The sequence below is a fragment of the Hymenobacter sp. HDW8 genome (genome assembly GCF_011305775.1).
Classification (GTDB): Bacteria; Bacteroidota; Bacteroidia; order Cytophagales; family Hymenobacteraceae; genus Hymenobacter; species Hymenobacter radiodurans.
In genome coordinates this window covers 3,868,036-3,884,932 of the sequence record NZ_CP049907.1, presented here as the reverse complement: position 1 = coordinate 3,884,932, position 16,897 = coordinate 3,868,036, and the positions used below count along the sequence as shown (strand labels likewise).

Below are 16,897 nucleotides of genomic sequence, written 5' to 3'. Positions count from 1 at the left end.
CAAAAACGCTACTTCACTGTGGGCGGATTGCGGTTACCACCCGTAGGTGCTCCGCCGGCAAGCTGGGTTACCATATCATCCAGTATCTCTTTGCTGTAGCCGATACGGTTAGCGTACTCCATACACAGGCCGTATTCGCGGGGGTCAATCTGACCGTCCTGCAACATCATCTGCACCAGAGTTTGCAGTTCGAGTGTGCGCTGCATGCCCTCGGAGGCCACCACAAAGCTGAGTACACCGAGATTATCCGCGATAGGCTGCACGTCTTCGGCCGTCAGCCCCAGTTTCTTGCCTATTTGGAGCAGAAACTCTTCTTCGCTCTTATCAAGTATGCCATCGGCGGCGGCAATCAACACCAGGTTTTGAAAAAAGCTCAATTTCTTTTGCTGCGTATTCAGCAGCGTTTCGAGGTTATGATGGTCTTGCATGGGTAAAAAAATGGGTGGATCTATACTTTCGTTCGGCGTTGAGTAGGTAAGCGTCTATAGCTCAGCTCAAGCCTAGAACGTCTACCTTGGGGGCTTCTCTGCCAGCGGCTTATGCAGCAGGTGGGGCCTGGCTTTAGTAAACATTACGTAGCATATATGAAAAACGCTTACCTGATTCTACTGCTTTTTGCTCTTGGCTGCACTAGCGCCAAAAAGCCCCCCACGCCCTCTCAAGACTTTTTTGGACGCTTAAGCACCTTATGCAACCAGACGTATGCGGGCAAAGTCGTATTTCCGGAAGGCGGAAAAGATCCATTTGCAGGCAAAGCATTGGTGATGCAGGTGCAAAGCTGCTCCCCCACCGAAATACGCGTTCCCTTTTACGTGGGCGAGGATAAATCCCGGACTTGGGTATTCACTAAAAGCGCTCAGGGACTCCTACTCAAACACGACCATCGTCACCCGGATGGTACCCCCGATTCTGTGACCATGTATGGGGGCTATGCCAAGGTCGGCGGCAGCCCGTATAGCCAAAGCTTTCCGGCCGACGACTACACGGCGAAGCTACTACCGGCTGCTGCTACCAATGAGTGGTCGACGGTTCTGAGCGAAGACCGGAAGACGTTCAGCTACATTTTGAAGCGCGCCGGGCAGCTACGGTTTCAGGCTGACTTCGACCTTACAAAACCCTTGGGGCAGTAGATTGTATAGAAGTAGTCGCCAACCTACTTGCTGATGCTGAGCCGTGCCGTCACCCTCTTTTGCTTGCTGGTGGGAGCCGGGAGCCTTCAGGCCCAATAGTTGAAACCGGGTTTTGAGAAGGCTGAATACGTGGAGCTGTTGCGCCTGCACGCGCGTATTGCCGATACTACGTTTTTTGGTGCTATTCCGCGCCCCGCCCGCTTCCGAATGGTGTACCGCTCGCCGGTGGTGGGCCTCGATAATCGCTGGGATTTGTGGACTAGTGCCAACTCGGTGGCCGTTGTTAGTTTGCGTGGCACCACGGCCAACTCGGCGAGCTGGCTGGAGAACTTTTACGCCGCTATGCTCCCGGCCACCGGCGAGCTTCGCCTCACTCCTACGCGCACCTTTACATACGCGTTGGCCACCAATCCGCGGGCGGCCGTGCATGCCGGCTGGCTGCTGGGCACAGCCTTCCTCGCCGATGATATACTGGCTAAAGTCGATTCCCTGTATCGGCGCGGAACCCGCGACGTCATCATTATGGGCCACAGCCAGGGCGGTGCGCTGGCTTATCTGCTCACGGCACACGTACGTTCTTTGCAGCGTCAGGGCCGCTTACCCGCCGACCTTCGGTTCAAGACTTACTGTAGCGCCGGCCCTAAGCCGGGAAATCTCTATTTCGCTTACGACTATGAAGCCGCAACCCAGGGCGGCTGGGCTTTTAATGTGCTAAATCCGGCCGATTGGGTGCCCGAGTTTCCACTCTCCGTCCAGACGCTGAGCGACTTCAATCCTGTCAATCCGTTTGTGGGGGTCAAATCGCTGATCAAAAAGCAGAAGTTTCCGAAAAGTCTGGCGCTGGGCTTTGCTTATAACCAAATGGAAAAGCCGTCGCGTCGGGCGCAGCGGCGTTATCAGCGCTACCTAGGCAACTTTGTGATGCGGGCTGTAAAAAAGCAGGTACCTGATTATCAGGGGCCCGCATTTTATTCCAGTAGCCATTACGTCCGGGCTGGCACTACCATCGTACTCCCCGCCGACTCAGCCTACCACGCCAAGTTTCCGGATAATCAGGAGCAACTCTTTATGCACCACCTGTTTCAGCCCTATTATTACCTGGCTGAACGACTACCCTAAGGAAAAAAAGCCCCCGGCCAGCACTACCTTACTATCCTATAAAAAAGCCCGCTTGTTTAAGAGCGGGCTTTTTTTGTGATTTCTATTTACCGGAAACTAGCTGTTCATCTTCATCAAGGCTTCTACCACATCTTCCGAAATGCCGGTGCTGCTGAAGCCGCCATCGTGGAGTAGGTTCTGCATAGTTACGTAGCGGGTCAGGTCGGAGAACAGCGTGATGCAGTAATCGGCGCAGGCTTCGGCAGGAGCATTGCCCAGCGGCGACATTTTATCAGCGTAGTCGTAGAAGGCGTCGAAGCCGCCTACGCCGGTGCCGGCAGTCGTTTTAGTAGGCGACTGCGAGATGGTATTTACACGTACTTTCTTGAGCTTGCCGAGGCGGTAGCCGTAGTTGCGGGCAATGCTTTCGAGCATGGCTTTGGCCTGCGACATATCCGTGTAGTCGGGGAATACGCGCTGGGCGGCGATGTACGACAGGGCTACAATGCTGCCCCATTCTTTCATCGCGTCCTGGCGCTCAGCTACGGCCATCATCTTGTGAAACGACAGGGCCGACACGTCCAGGGTTTGCTGAAAGAATTTGTAGTCCAGTTCTCCATAGTGCTTCTTCTTGCGAATGTTCGGGCTCATGCCAATGCTGTGCAGCACGAAGTCCAATTTGCCCCCCAAATGCTCGGTTGCCTGCGAAAACAAGTTTTCCAGTTCCTCCACGGAGGTAGCATCGGCGGGCACGATAAGGGCGCCGCACTCTTCGGCTAGCTGCTTGATTTCGCCCATACGCATGGCCAGCGGAGCGTTGGTCAGCACAAAGCGGGCACCCTCGGCGTGCGCTTTCTGGGCTACTTTCCAAGCAATGGATTTGGAATCAAGAGCGCCGGAGATAATGCCGACTTTGCCAGCGAGTAGGTTATTGGACATGGAGAGAATGTAGGAGTTGGTAGTTAGGAAGTACAAAAGAGGCGAAAAAATAAAAAACACCACTATGCTCTTCAACAACATCATGCAGAAGCAGAGCCAAAGCGATTGCGATGAAGCCTTTTCCCATAAACCGTCATGCAGAGCGGAGCGAAGCATCTCGCTCGTATTCGTTGTTTAGCTTGGCAACATCAGCACGCGAGATGCTTCGCTCCGCTCTGCATGACCACCGTATTTAATCTTGTCTTTTGGCTCTACCAGCCATCAATCTTAGGCTGCCATTGCCTCACCGCGCATTGCCAGCAATTCCCGCGCGCTTTCGAAGGCATTCTCACTGGGTTTGGCGCCAGCAATCATGTGGGCAATCTCGCGGATGCGTTCTTCGGTGCTTAGCTGACGAATGCGGCTGATGGTGCGGTCGGCGCGGTCTTCTTTGTACACGAAGTAATGCGCGTCGCCGGCGGCAGCCATCTGGGGCAGGTGAGATATGGCTACGAGTTGGTGTTTCTTGGCCATCTGCTGCATCATACGCCCCACTTTCACCGCGATTTCGCCGGAAATACCGGTGTCGATTTCGTCAAATACTATCGTTGGCAAAGCCGTCTTATCGGCCAGCATGTATTTAATGCAGAGCATGAGGCGAGAAAATTCGCCCCCCGAGGCTGCTTTGCTAAGTGTTTGGGGCTGAGCGCCTTTGTTTGCCGTAAACAGAATGCTTACCACATCGGTACCGCTGGCGGTGGGCTGACTGGTAGTGTGCTGCACTACAATGCGTGAATGTGGCATTCCTAATTCAGACAGTAGAGCTGCTAACTCCTTCTCGAACTTGGGGAATGCTTTGCGCCGGCTTTCGGAGAGGCGAGCAGCTTGCTTGGTCACAGTGGCCAGAGCGCCGTCGGTGTCTTTACGCAGCCGGGCAATTTCTTTATCCAAGTTCAACACCGAACCGACTTGCTGGCGCAGTTGGTCGCGCACTTCGATGAGGGCCGCTAAGTCGCGGACCTGGTGCTTACGCTGGAGGTTATACAGCACATTCAGGCGGCCTTGCAGCTCATCGATGCGGGCGGGGTCGCCTTCGGTGCGACGCTCAGCGGCTTCTACCTCGTCGGCAATGTCGTGGAGTTCAATTAGACAGCTATCGAGGCGAGCTTTAAGGGTCTGGAAAGAATCGGCGTAGGCGGCAATCTGACCCAGCATCGTGGCCGCTTCCTTCATGCTGCCCGTGGCGCAGTACTCGCTCTCCGACAAGCTTTGGTACGCTTGGCTGAGCTTATACTTAATCTCTTCGGCGTGCTCGAGCTGCTTTATTTCTTGCTCCAGTTCCTCCTGGTTTTCCTGATCTAAGCGTGCTTCTTCCAGTTCACTGAGCAGGAAGCTGTGGTAATCCAGTTCCTTGTTGGCCTGCGCCACCTGATTTTCCAGCGTTTTCAAGTCAGACTCTAGCTTACGATATTGGCGGTAAGCATTGGAATACTGGCCCCGCGTAGGCACCAAGCCGGCGTACAAGTCAAGCAGATTGAGTTGAAATACGGCATCACCCAGTAGCAGCGTATCGTGCTGGGAGTGAATATCCATGAGGTTGGCGCCAATTTTCCGCAGCGTTTCCAGCGTTACCGGCGTGTCATTTACGAAGGCCCGCGACTTGCCTGTGGGGCTGATTTCGCGCCGCAGAATGCACTGAGCGTCGTAGTCCAAGTCTTCGGAATCGAAGATATCCTGCAACTGATAATTAGAGATATCAAACTGGCCTTCAATCACGCATTTGCTACCTGTATTGAACAGCATGCGCGAATCGGCCCGATTGCCGAGCAGTAACCCAATGGCGCCCAGCATGATCGACTTGCCCGCGCCTGTTTCACCGGTAATTATATTGAGGAGGGCCGAGGGCCGCAACTCCAGCGCCTCAATCAGCGCGTAGTTTTGAATGCGAAGATCAACCAGCATACAAGTTTAAGAATAAGAATAGCAGCGGCTCAGCCCAAAACTTCACACTCGAAATGCCTGCGCTGGGGGCTTTTTTAGGAATACGCCGTGAAATAAGAGGCAAGAAATGTTCTTTAGCTTCTTTCCAAAGCATTAATACTAGTTACAACTAATAAAATTAGTTGATTCCCGTGACTAGACAAAAATAAGCCAAATTATTTAGCAACACCCACTTAGCTACAGCTCTCCAATTAGCGCTGCATAATCGCCTGATACTTGGCAGAGTTGGTGGGGTCTACTTCCGTGAGCAGGGTTACTACCTGCGCCTTCTGCTGGGGGTCGGAGGCGGTGCGGAAAATGTTCGCGATTTCGTCTGCTTTCGTATCGAAGAAAGCGCGGGCCAGCAGCGTACCGGGCCGGCGAACGGTGGCAGCCTGCACGCCCTGCAGTGCTTTAAACACACTGGCGCGGGCTTCTTCCGGCTTCTCTACAAAGATATCAAGGCCTTGCCGATAGTAGGCATACACTCCGTTGCGGAAGGCCGCAAGTTGAGGATCCTGCAAATTATTGAGGAGCCAATAGCGGTTGCGCGGCTCTCCATCGCGCCAGCCCTGGTCGCCTTCCTGGGTTTGGGAAGCGGCCGTAGTCAGGATGTTGCGGGCCCGGTCGTAGTAGGGCGAGCCCCCCAGCGGCGAAAAGCTATCCTGGTCCATGCCAATGACGATATAGGCATAGAAGCTCAGCAGCGACGACAGATTCGACACAAATACGTTGTCGGAATAGTCGAGCGGATTCTGGGGGAGTAATTAAACGACCAACCCCGGTCGGCAAACGACAGCAGATTGGTTTGATACCCAGTGCCGTACACGGGCCGCTCCGTGATAATGCGCGCAGTGGCTTTATAGGAGCCGGTTTGGGGAATGGCCGTGATGCCTACAAACAACCGAAACCGAATACGCTCCTCGGGCCGATAGGTAACGTTGGTCCAAGTGCGCGTGTTCAGAAACGACTGGATGTCCGTCCGCATCTGCTGCACGAGTTGCTGATCAGCGATAGTCACATTTTCGGTGGTCACGCTTACTTCAGCCAATAGCTCCTGAGCTTGAGCCGGGCGTACCAGCAGCAAAAACAGACAGCAGAATGCAAACAGCAGGTTACGCATGGGGAGCAGATAAGGCAGAAAGCGACGCCAAAACGGTTTGCACAATGTCGTGGGCTACTTCGGTCTTGGGCTTCAATTCAAAGATAGACATTTGCCCTCCAGCGGTCAGCAGCGTCACTTTGTTGGTATCGTGGCCGAAGCCCGCACCGGCGTCGCGCAGCGAGTTGAGCACAATGAGGTCAAAATTCTTACGCTGGAGCTTGGCGCGAGCGTGGGCTTCCTCATCATTTGTTTCTAACGCAAAACCCACCGAAAATTGTTCAGGCCGCTTCTGTTTGCCCAGCGTAGCGGCAATGTCAATGTTCTTCACCAACTCTAAGGTCAGCGTATCGCCATCCTTCTTGATCTTGTTTGGGGCCATTGACCGCGGCTTATAATCGGCTACGGCGGCGGCAAATACCCACACATCGGCCTGGGGGGCAATCTTGGCAGCAGCGGCGTACATTTCGTCAGCCGTCTGCACCGCCACTACCTCAATGAGTGGATGGTGAATGTGGAGTTGCGTTGGGCCGCTTACCAGCGTCACATTTGCCCCCCGAGCCGCAAAGGTTTCGGCTAGCGCGTAACCCATCTTACCGGTTGAGTGGTTGCCGATAAAACGCACCGGATCAATGGGTTCGTACGTTGGGCCAGCCGTGATGAGGACGCGCATAGTGAGGTTTTGAAAGCTGGTCATGCGTTACTTGCATGACTAGTACCTAGTTACTAAAAAACTCCTCTAGCTTCCGCATGATGTCCTCCGGCTCCAGCATCCGGCCCGGACCTGAAAGGCCACTTGCCAACTCACCGGGAGGCGAGTCGAACACGTGGTTGCCGAAACGGCGCAAGCGAACGAGGTTTTCGGTTACGGCTGGATGCGCGTACATATCTAGGTCCATAGCGGGCGCCAAGAACACCGGGCAACGCGCCGACAGGTAGACGGCCGCCAGCAAATTGGGGCAATGCCCGTTCGCTAATTGGGCTATTGTGTTGGCGCTAGCCGGGGCAATGACAAGCGCATCGGCCCACAGGCCCAAATCCACGTGGTTGTGCCACTCACCGGCTGCTTCATTCTTCAAAAACCCTGTCAGAACCGGATTCTTGGATAATGTACCAAGGGTAAGGGGCGTAACAAAGGCCGAGGCCGAGGCAGTCAGAATGACTTGCACCTCAGCCCCGGCCTTCACCAGGAGCCGCACCAAGAGGGCGGACTTATACGCGGCAATGCTCCCGCACACGCCCAGCAAAATTTTACGGCCTTGCAGCGCCATTGTGCGGTAGTTAGGAGGCTTTACTTACTCGGCAGCGCGGGCTGGCGTCTCGCCTTCAGCGGGCGTAGAGAAGTAAACCTTGCCTTCCAAGAACTCTTCTACGGCCAAATTGGTAGGCTTAGGCAGACGCTCATAGTACTTGGAAATCTCGATTTGCTCGCGGTTTTCAAATACTTCTTCCAGGTTGTCGACTGTGGTGGCAAACTCGGCCAGCTTGCTATTCAGCTCTTCCTTCAGCGTAACCGAAATCTGGTTAGCCCGCTTAGAAATGATAGCCAGCGACTCATATACGTTGCCGGTCTGGTCAGCAAATTCCGACAGGTTGCGGGTTACGATGGAAGCGGGGACGTTATTCGGAGTTTTCATCTTAAATCAAATGGTTTACTGGTTGGATGAGTACATGCATGGCTCATATACTCATTGAAATCTAATTGACGGCAGCGTCGGGGGCAGGTTTGAGCTTAGCCACCTCAGCACGGGCATCGTCATAAAATGCCTCCGCCTGTTTCAGGTTTTTGCTCTGCGGATACGCATCAATGAAGCTTTGGTAGAAGGCAATAGCCTCCAAATACCGCTCCCGCTGCTTTTGCTCCACACTTTCTTTGGCGTAATAATACTGGGCAGCTACCTTCAGATAAGCGGCTTCTTCATTGTAGGCAGAGGCCGGAAACTGTTGCTGGAAAGCTGTAAACGCGACTACTGCCGACTGATAATACCGCAGCTGATAGTAAAGCCGAGCACTTTCGAAGGCTTTGATATCCAGCTTCTTCTGCAGCTCCTGCGACATACTTTCCGTTTCGGGACGGAACTGGCTGGTAGGGTAGCGGTTCAGAAAATCCTGAATAGCTTCCAGTGCCGTGAAAGTGTTGGTCTGATCGAGTTCAAACTCCGGTGAGTCGCGAAACAGCGACTTGGCGTACATGAACGAAGCCTCCTCCGCGTAAGTCGAATTGGGATATGTCTCAAAAAACGACTTGAAATAATACGAGGCCAACGTATAGTTGCGCTGGCGGAAGTTTGTGTTAGCAAAGAAGAACTGAGCTTTCTCCGCCTCTGGGCGGCCGCGCAAGAGCGGAATTAGCTCTTCTAGCAGAGTACCAGCCTTGAAGAAGTCGCCTTCATCATAATACTTAATGGCAGCAGTGTATTTTTTATTCACGTCGTCGCTCTTGAGCAGCTTTTGGTAGCCACTGCACGAGCCGAGCAGCAAAGCGCTCAGTAACAACAGAAAGAAGGTAGGGCGAAACAAGGGCATAAGGACGCAAAGGTAACGGAATACGGAGCCGAATCAAACGGCAGGAAACGCGGACGACGCTAGCAGTAGCGGAACGCTTCTTTTAATTGACCGCCGCACGAACAGGTACCGAGCGGCTGGGGGGCTTTTTGGCGTTCGGGGCGGCTTTTGGTTTTGCCTTTGGGGGGCTTTTTTGGGTCTTGGTATTCGTCTTTTTTGGTTTCGCTTTGGCGGGCGGGTTGAAGTGTTTTCCTAACGTAGCCCGGCGGGTTGGTCGTTCCTTGATGCGCCACTGCATGCCTTTCAAAGTCTTGTCTTCCTCTTTAAGCTCGTGGGGCGGAATAAAGCTGGCGTCGGGGTTGGTTTGGAAGGTGATGGTTTGGAGCTTGTTGTCGGCAAAGCGCAACGCCATCGTGGCGCTAACTGCTTTATTCATGCCGGTCGTGGTGGTGTCACCCTCAAGAGCGAAGTAGAGGCTCTCCGCGTTGCCAACCACGTCAACTTTTTTTATTTTGTTATCACCGAAGTACGCCACCATGTTGCGGCCCTTTACTTGGTTAAAGTTGAGCAGCGTATCCTGGCCCACAATAAAAGCATTGGCATACAAGCGCATCTGGTCGATTTTGCCGCGGCGCTGCTGTATTTCCATGCTATCCGAGGTGAGCTGATTTTTATCGCTCCACAGAATCGGATTGCGGTTCAAGTAGATAATGGAGTCCTGCCGGTCGTAGGTCAGCGAGTCGCAGCGGCCCTGCAAGTCCGCGCGGAAGATGCGCACTTTAGGAAAAGCGTAAATAATGCCCCCCGACGTTTGTCCCGGCTGCCCTTCCACGCTCATCAGCGTATCGGCGGCCAGAAACAGCGTGTCGCGGTCAGAAATGTTTCGCATCACGGGGGCGCCGTACACTTTGGCCTTGCCCAAGGCCCGCCAGTAGCGCCCCACATCGCCCCGAATCAGGATGTTGTCCTTTTTGGAAGTCATCGACACATTGCCCGTGGCTACGCCGTACTGTCGGGCTTCATCGTACACTAGCTTATCGCCACCAAGCAGATAATCAGGCGTTTCAATCTTGGCGTTGCGCTGAAAGTTCGATACCCGCGTAATCGTATTGTAGTAGCCGTTCTCAGCGTATAAGCTCCGCCCTTCCTGCCCCGTAATGCGCGTTGGGCCAAAGAAGTAAGCAATCTTCGACACCGTGTTATACTGCAAAGAGTCAGTGGTAATAAGGTTGTCTTTGGTGGTCAGGCGCACATCGCGACGAAAACTGAACACTTTCGTTGCTGTATTATAATATCCTCGTTGGCTGGTGAGCGTGTTTTCGGGATCAGTCAGCCGGCCGTTATTAGTATAATATGCTTGCTTGCGGTTGAGGTCGTAGTCGAGGGCCTGCGTAATGAGAGTCATGCGCGGGTCGCGCATCACTACGTTGCCCGTCATGCGCGCCTTACGCGTGTCGCCGTCATAAAAGGCTTGGTCACCGGTAATCGTCAGCGTGTCGTTTTCTACAATGCGCACATTACTGAACGCCTCCAGCGCATTACGACCGATATACTGATAAGCCGAATCGCAATAGATAAAGGTGTTCTGTTGCTTAAAGCTCACATTTCCAATCAGCTTGCGAATTTCTACTCCGTTGAAATCACCGCCCACCAGCTCGCCTGCCGTCAGTAGCTCAATGCGTTGGCCTTTAGGTGGCGTGCCGCCTTTGGGGGCCGGGCGTTGCTGGGCCAGCACAGCCAGGGGCAGCAACAACAGAAAAAAGAGGAGTCGTAGAAAACGCATTTCGCCGCAAAGGTACAGAAGGCCCGGTGGTAACGCCCATCTTTGCAGCGTAGTGCCTTCATCGTAGATTTTGCCCCCAGAAGGAGCTTTCACCGCTGCTAAATTATTGACATTTCATGCTCGACCGTGTCCGCCAGTTCATTGAAGAAAAAAACCTCTTCTCCCCCACCACCGACCAGCTACTAGTTGCTGTGAGTGGAGGCATCGATTCCGTGGCCCTGGCCGACGTGTTGCACCGCCTGGAAGTGCCGTTTGCTATTGCGCATTGCCACTTTGGGCTGCGCGGCGAAGAGGCCGATGCCGATGAACAATTTGTGCGCAAGCTGGCCAAGAAATATGACGTTCCCTACTTCGCCGAGTTCTTTCAAACCAAAGAATTTGCTACCCAAGAAGGTATTTCCACCCAAATGGCGGCCCGGGCGCTGCGCTACGAGTGGTTTGAGCGCATCCGCCAAACGCAGCAGCTTAGCTACATTGCCACCGCCCACCACCAGCGCGACGCTGCCGAAACCATGTTACTCAACCTGACGCACGGCACTGGGTTGGCTGGCTTGCACGGTATTCAGGCCAAAAACGGTTACGTCATTCGGCCCTTCCTAAGCATTGGCAAAGAAGACCTGTTCGAGTATGTGATGGAAAACCGCCTAGTATGGCGTGAGGATGCCTCCAACGATAGCACCACGTATCAGCGCAACCGCCTGCGCCACGATGTGCTGCCCGTGCTGCGCGAAATCAATCCTAACCTCGACCAGACCCTAGAGCACACAGCCGAGCGCGTGGGTGGAGCCGAGGAAATTGTGCGCCGCTATGTGGCCGACACTGCTGCCCAAGCGCAGACAGAGGAAGAGGAGGTAACCTATTTCAATATTGCCACCCTGCAAGCTACGGCAGCCATCACGCTGGTTTTGCATGAGTTGCTGCGACCGTTCAATTTCTCCTTCCCGGTTACCAAAGAGATTGTGGCCGCCTTCAAAGCCACCGCGGGCCGCCGCTTCGAGTCGCCGACGCACACGCTGGTGAAGGACCGCGACCAGTTGGTTATTACCCGCAAAAACCTCACGAGTTTCGGCACTTACCAGCTACAGGCGGGCCAAACCAAGCTGGTTGCCGAGGGCATGCACCTCACGGCCGACTTGCAAGAGGCAGAAGGATTCAGCCTGACTCGAAAGAAAAACGAAGCAGCGCTTGATGCCGACCGTCTTCAATTCCCGCTCACCGTGCGGCGCTGGCAGGAAGGCGACTGGTTTATGCCTATTGGGATGAAGGGCAAGAAAAAAATCAGTGACTTTCTCATCGACCAAAAAGTGCCACTCAACCTCAAAGATGACGTGCGCGTGCTCGTAACCGCCGACCAGCGTATTGCCTGGGTTATCGGTTTCCGACCCGATGAGCGGTATAAAGTGACGGAGGAAACCCAACGGGTACTGCTGCTGCGCCGGATGTAGTGCAAAGCAGTCCAACGGATGTTTTCTTCTTTCCCTCTGCAAAAACCTCCGGCATGGAAAGCGTTTTCGCTTACTTTTACCACGCGAATCCAATATTTCACTCCCAATTCCTCACCCGATGAAAGTTACCGTAGTTGGGGCTGGCAACGTGGGCGCCACTTGCGCTGATGTACTCGCCACCCGCGAAATCGCCAACGAAATTGTTCTCGTTGATATTAAGGAAGGCTTCGCCGAAGGCAAAGCGCTGGATATCTGGCAGAAAGCTCCTATTATCGGTTACGACTCCCGTACCGTAGGCGTCACCGGCGACTATAGCCGCACCGCCGACTCCGAGGTAGTTGTTATTACTTCCGGATTGCCCCGCAAGCCCGGCATGAGCCGCGACGACCTGATTTCGACCAACGCTGGCATCGTAAAATCGGTTACGGAGCAGGTGGTGAAGTACTCGCCCAACGCCATTATCATCGTCGTTTCTAACCCCCTCGACGTGATGACCTACCAGGCCCACCTCACCTCCGGCTTGCCCCGCGAGAAGGTATTCGGCATGGCTGGCATCTTGGATACCGCTCGCTACCGCGCTTTCTTAGCCGAAGCTTTGAACGTGAGCCCCAAAGACATTCAGGCAGTACTGATGGGTGGCCACGGCGACACCATGGTTCCCCTGCCCCGCTATACTACGGTAGGCGGTATTCCGGTAACCGAGCTTATCGGCAAAGCTGAGCTTGATGCTATCGTGCAGCGCACCGCCGTTGGTGGTGGCGAGCTGGTGAAGCTGATGGGTACTTCGGCCTGGTATGCTCCTGGCGCTGCCGCAGCTCAAATGGTAGAAGCCATCGTGCGCGACCAGCGCCGCGTGTTCCCGGTTTGCATTAAGTTGGAAGGCGAATACGGTATCGACGGCGTTTACCTTGGTGCTCCGGTTATTCTGGGCAAAAACGGTATCGAGCGCGTAATCGAGCTGCAACTTAATGATGAAGAGAAGCAGTTGCTAGAAACTTCGCGTGGCCACGTGAAAGAAGTAATGGAAGCTCTGGACAAAATGACCCAGACTGCTTAATCCTTTTTCAATAAAAGTAAAAAGCCCCCAGACTTGGTCTGGGGGGCTTTTTACTTTTATTCAGGTGGTTCATGCTTCATGGCTTCAACAGAACCACCTTTTTACTTCTGGCTTGCCCTGAACAGCTTCTGCTTTTCATCCTTCGATAAGCTCTCGTAACCGGAGCGGGAAATCTTATCCAGAATCAAGTCAATCTCGTCTTGCTCAGGCTTAACAATATTGCCTTTACGCGTAGCGGCGGGCTCAGCAGGTTGATTACGGTGTGTAACCCGCAGACGCGGCCGCCCAGAAAAAAGCCCCCCAAGCCAGTCACCGATGGCTTGCACCGGCCGCCCTAAATCAGTGCCTCGCTGAAGCAGCTTGATAAAGCTGAAACCGAAGATTGCGCCCCCAATATGCGCGATTTCGCCTCCCGCATTACCACCATCAATGCCCGCCAAGGAAATAATAACAATGACGATGGCGATGTACTTAATCTTGACCGGGCCAATCAGGATCAGACTAAAAGTGTAATCGGGCAACAAAGTAGCCGCGGCCACAATAATAGCCGTGACAGCGCCTGAGGCGCCTAACACTTCTGCCAATGGTCCGTTGCGGTAGGCCGGCACCAAGTTGTAAGCCAACAGAAACAACGCCGCACCGGCCAAAGCGCCCAGAATATACAGACTCACCAGCTTTCGGTCGCCGAGGTACTCGCGCACCAGAGAGCCAAACCAATACAGGTTCAGCAGATTAAAAATAATGTGCAGAAAGCCTTGGTGGAGAAAAGCATACGTCAGCACCGACCAAGGCCGCCGAACCAACGCCCCCAGATCGGCGGGCATGCTAAACAGGCGCACGATGGTCTCGTAAATGCCCGCGCCTCCAGCCAAAAACGCTACCGCCTTGATCAGAATTAGCACAACAAATACAATGATGTTAATCAGCAAAAGCTGATTCAAGGCATTGTCGCGGCGGCTAAAGGCGGTGCGGATATCGTTTACAATACTCATGAAAAACGCAGCAGGTGTTAACCGTTATTAGTACATCCGGGTGCGATTCCGCTCCCAGAGTTTCAACAAAATGAACCCAATCAATATTCCACCCAAGTGGGCAAAGTGCGCCACATTGTCGCCCGGCACCCGCTTGAAGCCCGCATAAAGCTCATAGATGCCATACAAAGCGACGAAATATTTGGCTTTGATCGGAAAGGGAAAGAACAGGAGCATCAACTCCGTGTTGGGAAATAAATAGGCGAAGGCGAACAAAATACCAAACAGCGCGCCCGAGGCGCCCACCATCGGCGAGTTGAAGCTGCGGCTAAAAATGGCATCGATAGTTTCATTTGCGGAAGCAATCAGGCCAGCATCATTCGGGTTGCGCTGTAAGGCAGCGGCTACTACTTCGAAGCCGCGGGCTTCGGGCGCATTATCGCGAAAGAAATCGGCGAAGGCTACGCCGGAAGGCTGCTGCTGAAACGCCAACCGCGCTTCGTTCATTTTATTCAACTCATAAAACCGCACGCCCGAATACAAAATGCCAGCCCCGATACCGCAGACTAACCAGAACGTCAGGAACCGCTGACCACCCCAGCGCTGCTCCAGTAGCGGCCCGAAGGAAATAAGGCCGAACATATTGCCGAAGATGTGCCCTAGCCCGCCATGCATAAACATATACGTCAAAAACTGCCAGGGCTGAAAGCTTTGTGAACCCACTGGATACAACGCCAACCAGCCCAACCCTAGCTGCGTGGCAAGCAGGAAAACGCCAATATTTATGAATAGCAGAATGCGAACTGTAGGGGTCAGATTAAACATGAAGCGCGGGAAGGCAGATGAAATGAGCTACGCTGTTAGGGTAATAACAGCTAATGGCGATTACGGCTTAAACGATAGTATCGTCGGAAACGATAACTAGGCTGAACGTAGCGCAATCTACTTGCTTATCGAGTAAAGAATGCTTGCAGTTGATCAAGCTCTAAAAGCACCAGCGTTTTGCGCCCATCGGGTGTGTACCCAGGCACAGCGCAGGCAAAAAGCCGATCTACTAACGCATTCATCTCTATTTCCGACAAGCGGGCACTAGCAGCGCCACTCGCCACGCGGCGCGCCAAGGCCCGGGCCATTTGTTCGCGCCGATCCAGCTTCACGGGTCCGGCGTGCGTGCGAAACTGCTCAATCAGGCCTTCAAACAATTCCTTCTCGTCGCGCGCTGGCACATCGGCCGGGATGCCTTCTACGGCAATGGTGTGGGGACCAAATTCAGTGAACCGAAACCCTAGCGCGTGCAAAGAATCAGTAACCTCGCGCAGCACGGCAAAGTCGGCGGGCGAAAACGTGACGGTGCGCGGGAACAGCAAGGTTTGCGAAGCACCGCTTTCCCGCTCCAAGGCCTGGGCATATTGCTCATACAGAATCCGCTCACGGGCAGCCAATTGGTCAATTAGCATCACCCCCGATTTCACCGGCACCAATACATACTGCTGATGCACCTGAATAACCTTGCTGCCTGGTCCCGACTGGTTTTCGCGCAAGGGCAGCTCAGGGTTAGCAGTCTCTACCATTGCCAGTTCCTCTTCGGATGGTGGCAATGTATCAGTGGCTTCGGCCTCTACATCGGGCAGAGCAGTTTGGCCAAGTGAGCGGTAGAAGTCCTCCAAATCCCGTTTGGCCTGATCGGTAGGTCTGGGGGGCAAATTCCGATCCTGGGGGGCAAATCGGTCGAGTTGCCGCTCGCGCGGTGAAGGCGAAGCCGCTTGCGCTGCCGCTGCTGAGAGGGCATCGGGGCGGTATTCGTCGGAAAAGGAATTGTGGCTGGCGCCTGAGCTGCGCAACGGGCGAATGGGGGCAAAATTCACATCGCCCTCAAAGTCCAGCGACGGTGCCATATTATGTATTCCCAAGGATTGCTTCACGGCCGCCCGCACAATGGCGTACACCGTCTTCTCGTCCTCGAACTTGATTTCCGTCTTGGTCGGGTGCACGTTGATGTCGATGGTCTTGGGGTCAAGCTCCAGAAACAGCACGTAAAACGGATGGGTATCGCGGGGCAGAAGACCTTCATAAGCCGCCAGCACCGCGTGATTAAGGTAAGCTGAGCGGATAAAGCGATTATTCACAAAGAAGAACTGGTCGCCCCGGCTTTTCTTCGCCGACTCGGGCTTGCCGATAAACCCCTTAACGGTAATAAAAGGCGTCACCTCTTCGCAGGCCGCCAACTGCTCTTTGTAGCCATTGCCCAGCAAGGCCACAATGCGCTGACTGAGTTTGCCGGCCGGCAGGTTGAACACCTCCAGCTCGTTCTGATAAAGCGAAAAAGTTGTCTGCGGATTGGCCAAGGCCACATGCTGGAACTCATCCAGGATATGACGCATCTCTACCGCGTTGCTTTTCAGGAAGTTACGCCGCGCCGGCACGTTGTAAAAAAGGTTCTTTACTGCAATGCTGGTACCATCGGGGCAAGCTACGGGCTGCTGACTCATTACCTGGGAGCCTTCCACCAATAACAGCGTACCGGTGTCATATTCGCGTTGTTTGGTGCGCAACTCTAGTTGAGCCACCGCAGCAATGGAAGCCAGCGCCTCACCCCGAAAGCCGAGCGTGCGAATCCGGAACAAATCCTCGGTGGAACGAATCTTGCTCGTAGCATGGCGTTCCAAGCTCATGCGGGCATCAGTAGGCGACATCCCGGCACCGTTGTCTACCACTTGCACGAGTTGCTTACCAGCATCCTTGATAATCAATTGCACCTGCGAAGCGCCTGCGTCAACGGCATTTTCCAGCAGTTCCTTTACCACGGATGCCGGACGCTGGACTACCTCGCCGGCGGCAATCTGGTTAGCGAGATACTCGGGTAGCAATTGGATTACGTCCGCCATCGACCGGGAACTGAGGAGGTTAA

The 16,897-nt window shown here is 54.1% G+C and carries 17 protein-coding genes; 4 read left to right on the top strand and 13 right to left on the bottom strand.

The window, feature by feature from the left end; translation table 11 throughout:
• Positions 1-8: 8 nt before the first annotated feature.
• Positions 9-428: a TerB family tellurite resistance protein gene (locus G7064_RS16635; protein WP_166074460.1), complete on the bottom strand. Its 420-nt coding sequence runs from the start codon at positions 426-428 to the stop codon at positions 9-11.
• Between the two features lie 156 nt (positions 429-584).
• Between G7064_RS16635 and G7064_RS16630 the strand changes: the two genes are divergently transcribed.
• Together G7064_RS16630 and G7064_RS16625 are read left to right on the top strand one after the other, a co-directional pair.
• Positions 585-1,130 carry a hypothetical protein gene (locus tag G7064_RS16630; RefSeq protein ID WP_166074459.1) on the top strand — a complete coding sequence of 182 codons (546 nt, stop codon included), beginning with the start codon at positions 585-587 and terminating at the stop codon, positions 1,128-1,130.
• A 99-nt stretch (positions 1,131-1,229) separates the two neighbouring features.
• Positions 1,230-2,249 (top strand): lipase family protein, encoded by a 1,020-nt coding sequence (locus tag G7064_RS16625; protein WP_240935551.1) that lies wholly within the window; start codon positions 1,230-1,232, stop codon positions 2,247-2,249.
• Positions 2,250-2,345: 96 nt separating this feature from the next.
• Here the strand turns inward: G7064_RS16625 and G7064_RS16620 are convergent, their stop codons facing one another.
• The 9 genes from G7064_RS16620 to G7064_RS16580 all read right to left on the bottom strand — a co-directional run bounded on the left by G7064_RS16620 (position 2,346) and on the right by G7064_RS16580 (position 10,609).
• The gene (locus G7064_RS16620; RefSeq protein WP_133273772.1) at positions 2,346-3,167 is read right to left on the bottom strand and encodes an enoyl-ACP reductase; all 822 of its coding nucleotides are present in this window, start codon (positions 3,165-3,167) and stop codon (positions 2,346-2,348) included.
• Positions 3,168-3,434: 267 nt separating this feature from the next.
• Positions 3,435-5,108, bottom strand: a complete 1,674-nt coding sequence (gene recN, locus G7064_RS16615; protein ID WP_166074458.1) for a DNA repair protein RecN — start codon at positions 5,106-5,108, stop codon at positions 3,435-3,437.
• A gap of 230 nt (positions 5,109-5,338) precedes the next feature.
• Complete coding sequence (locus tag G7064_RS22790; protein ID WP_133273773.1) at positions 5,339-5,851, bottom strand: DUF4835 family protein; 513 nt, start codon at positions 5,849-5,851, stop codon at positions 5,339-5,341.
• Positions 5,827-6,249, bottom strand: a complete 423-nt coding sequence (locus G7064_RS22785; RefSeq protein WP_166074457.1) for a DUF4835 family protein — start codon at positions 6,247-6,249, stop codon at positions 5,827-5,829. The genes G7064_RS22790 and G7064_RS22785 overlap by 25 nt, the downstream gene beginning before the upstream one ends.
• The gene (locus G7064_RS16600) at positions 6,242-6,925 is read right to left on the bottom strand and encodes a phosphopantothenoylcysteine decarboxylase (RefSeq protein WP_240935550.1); all 684 of its coding nucleotides are present in this window, start codon (positions 6,923-6,925) and stop codon (positions 6,242-6,244) included. Before G7064_RS16600 ends, G7064_RS22785 begins: the two co-directional genes overlap by 8 nt.
• A gap of 22 nt (positions 6,926-6,947) precedes the next feature.
• Positions 6,948-7,499, bottom strand: a complete 552-nt coding sequence (locus G7064_RS16595; protein WP_166074456.1) for a flavoprotein — start codon at positions 7,497-7,499, stop codon at positions 6,948-6,950.
• Positions 7,500-7,523: 24 nt separating this feature from the next.
• Positions 7,524-7,865, bottom strand: coding sequence for a DNA-directed RNA polymerase subunit omega (locus tag G7064_RS16590; RefSeq protein WP_133273775.1), 342 nt, complete (start codon positions 7,863-7,865; stop codon positions 7,524-7,526).
• A 61-nt stretch (positions 7,866-7,926) separates the two neighbouring features.
• Positions 7,927-8,754 carry an outer membrane protein assembly factor BamD gene (locus tag G7064_RS16585; RefSeq protein WP_166074455.1) on the bottom strand — a complete coding sequence of 276 codons (828 nt, stop codon included), beginning with the start codon at positions 8,752-8,754 and terminating at the stop codon, positions 7,927-7,929.
• Between the two features lie 82 nt (positions 8,755-8,836).
• A complete protein-coding gene (locus tag G7064_RS16580) occupies positions 8,837-10,609 on the bottom strand; it encodes an OstA-like protein (RefSeq protein ID WP_240935549.1) in 1,773 nt (590 codons plus the stop codon).
• 23 nt (positions 10,610-10,632) lie between these two features.
• Between G7064_RS16580 and tilS the strand changes: the two genes are divergently transcribed.
• Together tilS and mdh are read left to right on the top strand one after the other, a co-directional pair.
• Positions 10,633-11,961, top strand: coding sequence for a tRNA lysidine(34) synthetase TilS (gene tilS, locus G7064_RS16575; protein ID WP_166074454.1), 1,329 nt, complete (start codon positions 10,633-10,635; stop codon positions 11,959-11,961).
• 118 nt (positions 11,962-12,079) lie between these two features.
• Positions 12,080-13,018 (top strand): malate dehydrogenase, encoded by a 939-nt coding sequence (gene mdh / locus G7064_RS16570; RefSeq protein WP_133273779.1) that lies wholly within the window; start codon positions 12,080-12,082, stop codon positions 13,016-13,018.
• Positions 13,019-13,119: 101 nt separating this feature from the next.
• Here mdh and G7064_RS16565 read toward each other — a convergent pair whose 3' ends face one another.
• The 3 genes from G7064_RS16565 to mutL form a co-directional block, all read right to left on the bottom strand.
• Positions 13,120-14,010 (bottom strand): rhomboid family intramembrane serine protease, encoded by an 891-nt coding sequence (locus tag G7064_RS16565; protein WP_166074453.1) that lies wholly within the window; start codon positions 14,008-14,010, stop codon positions 13,120-13,122.
• A gap of 27 nt (positions 14,011-14,037) precedes the next feature.
• Positions 14,038-14,814, bottom strand: coding sequence for a rhomboid family intramembrane serine protease (locus G7064_RS16560; protein ID WP_133273781.1), 777 nt, complete (start codon positions 14,812-14,814; stop codon positions 14,038-14,040).
• A gap of 125 nt (positions 14,815-14,939) precedes the next feature.
• Complete coding sequence (gene mutL / locus G7064_RS16555; RefSeq protein ID WP_166074452.1) at positions 14,940-16,874, bottom strand: DNA mismatch repair endonuclease MutL; 1,935 nt, start codon at positions 16,872-16,874, stop codon at positions 14,940-14,942.
• Between the last annotated feature and the right edge of the window lie 23 nt (positions 16,875-16,897).

Bases quoted from the DNA above. Each gene is read 5' to 3' on its own strand.
- G7064_RS16635 (WP_166074460.1), bottom strand. From the start codon at position 428: ATGCAAGACCATCATAACCTCGAAACGCTGCTGAATACGCAGCAAAAG.
- G7064_RS16630 (WP_166074459.1), top strand. From the start codon at position 585: ATGAAAAACGCTTACCTGATTCTACTGCTTTTTGCTCTTGGCTGCACT.
- G7064_RS16620 (WP_133273772.1), bottom strand. From the start codon at position 3,167: ATGTCCAATAACCTACTCGCTGGCAAAGTCGGCATTATCTCCGGCGCT.
- recN (WP_166074458.1), bottom strand. From the start codon at position 5,108: ATGCTGGTTGATCTTCGCATTCAAAACTACGCGCTGATTGAGGCGCTG.
- G7064_RS22785 (WP_166074457.1), bottom strand. From the start codon at position 6,249: ATGCGTAACCTGCTGTTTGCATTCTGCTGTCTGTTTTTGCTGCTGGTA.
- G7064_RS16600 (WP_240935550.1), bottom strand. From the start codon at position 6,925: ATGACCAGCTTTCAAAACCTCACTATGCGCGTCCTCATCACGGCTGGC.
- G7064_RS16595 (WP_166074456.1), bottom strand. From the start codon at position 7,499: ATGGCGCTGCAAGGCCGTAAAATTTTGCTGGGCGTGTGCGGGAGCATT.
- G7064_RS16590 (WP_133273775.1), bottom strand. From the start codon at position 7,865: ATGAAAACTCCGAATAACGTCCCCGCTTCCATCGTAACCCGCAACCTG.
- G7064_RS16585 (WP_166074455.1), bottom strand. From the start codon at position 8,754: ATGCCCTTGTTTCGCCCTACCTTCTTTCTGTTGTTACTGAGCGCTTTG.
- tilS (WP_166074454.1), top strand. From the start codon at position 10,633: ATGCTCGACCGTGTCCGCCAGTTCATTGAAGAAAAAAACCTCTTCTCC.
- mdh (WP_133273779.1), top strand. From the start codon at position 12,080: ATGAAAGTTACCGTAGTTGGGGCTGGCAACGTGGGCGCCACTTGCGCT.
- G7064_RS16565 (WP_166074453.1), bottom strand. From the start codon at position 14,010: ATGAGTATTGTAAACGATATCCGCACCGCCTTTAGCCGCCGCGACAAT.
- G7064_RS16560 (WP_133273781.1), bottom strand. From the start codon at position 14,814: ATGTTTAATCTGACCCCTACAGTTCGCATTCTGCTATTCATAAATATT.
- mutL (WP_166074452.1), bottom strand. From the start codon at position 16,874: ATGGCGGACGTAATCCAATTGCTACCCGAGTATCTCGCTAACCAGATT.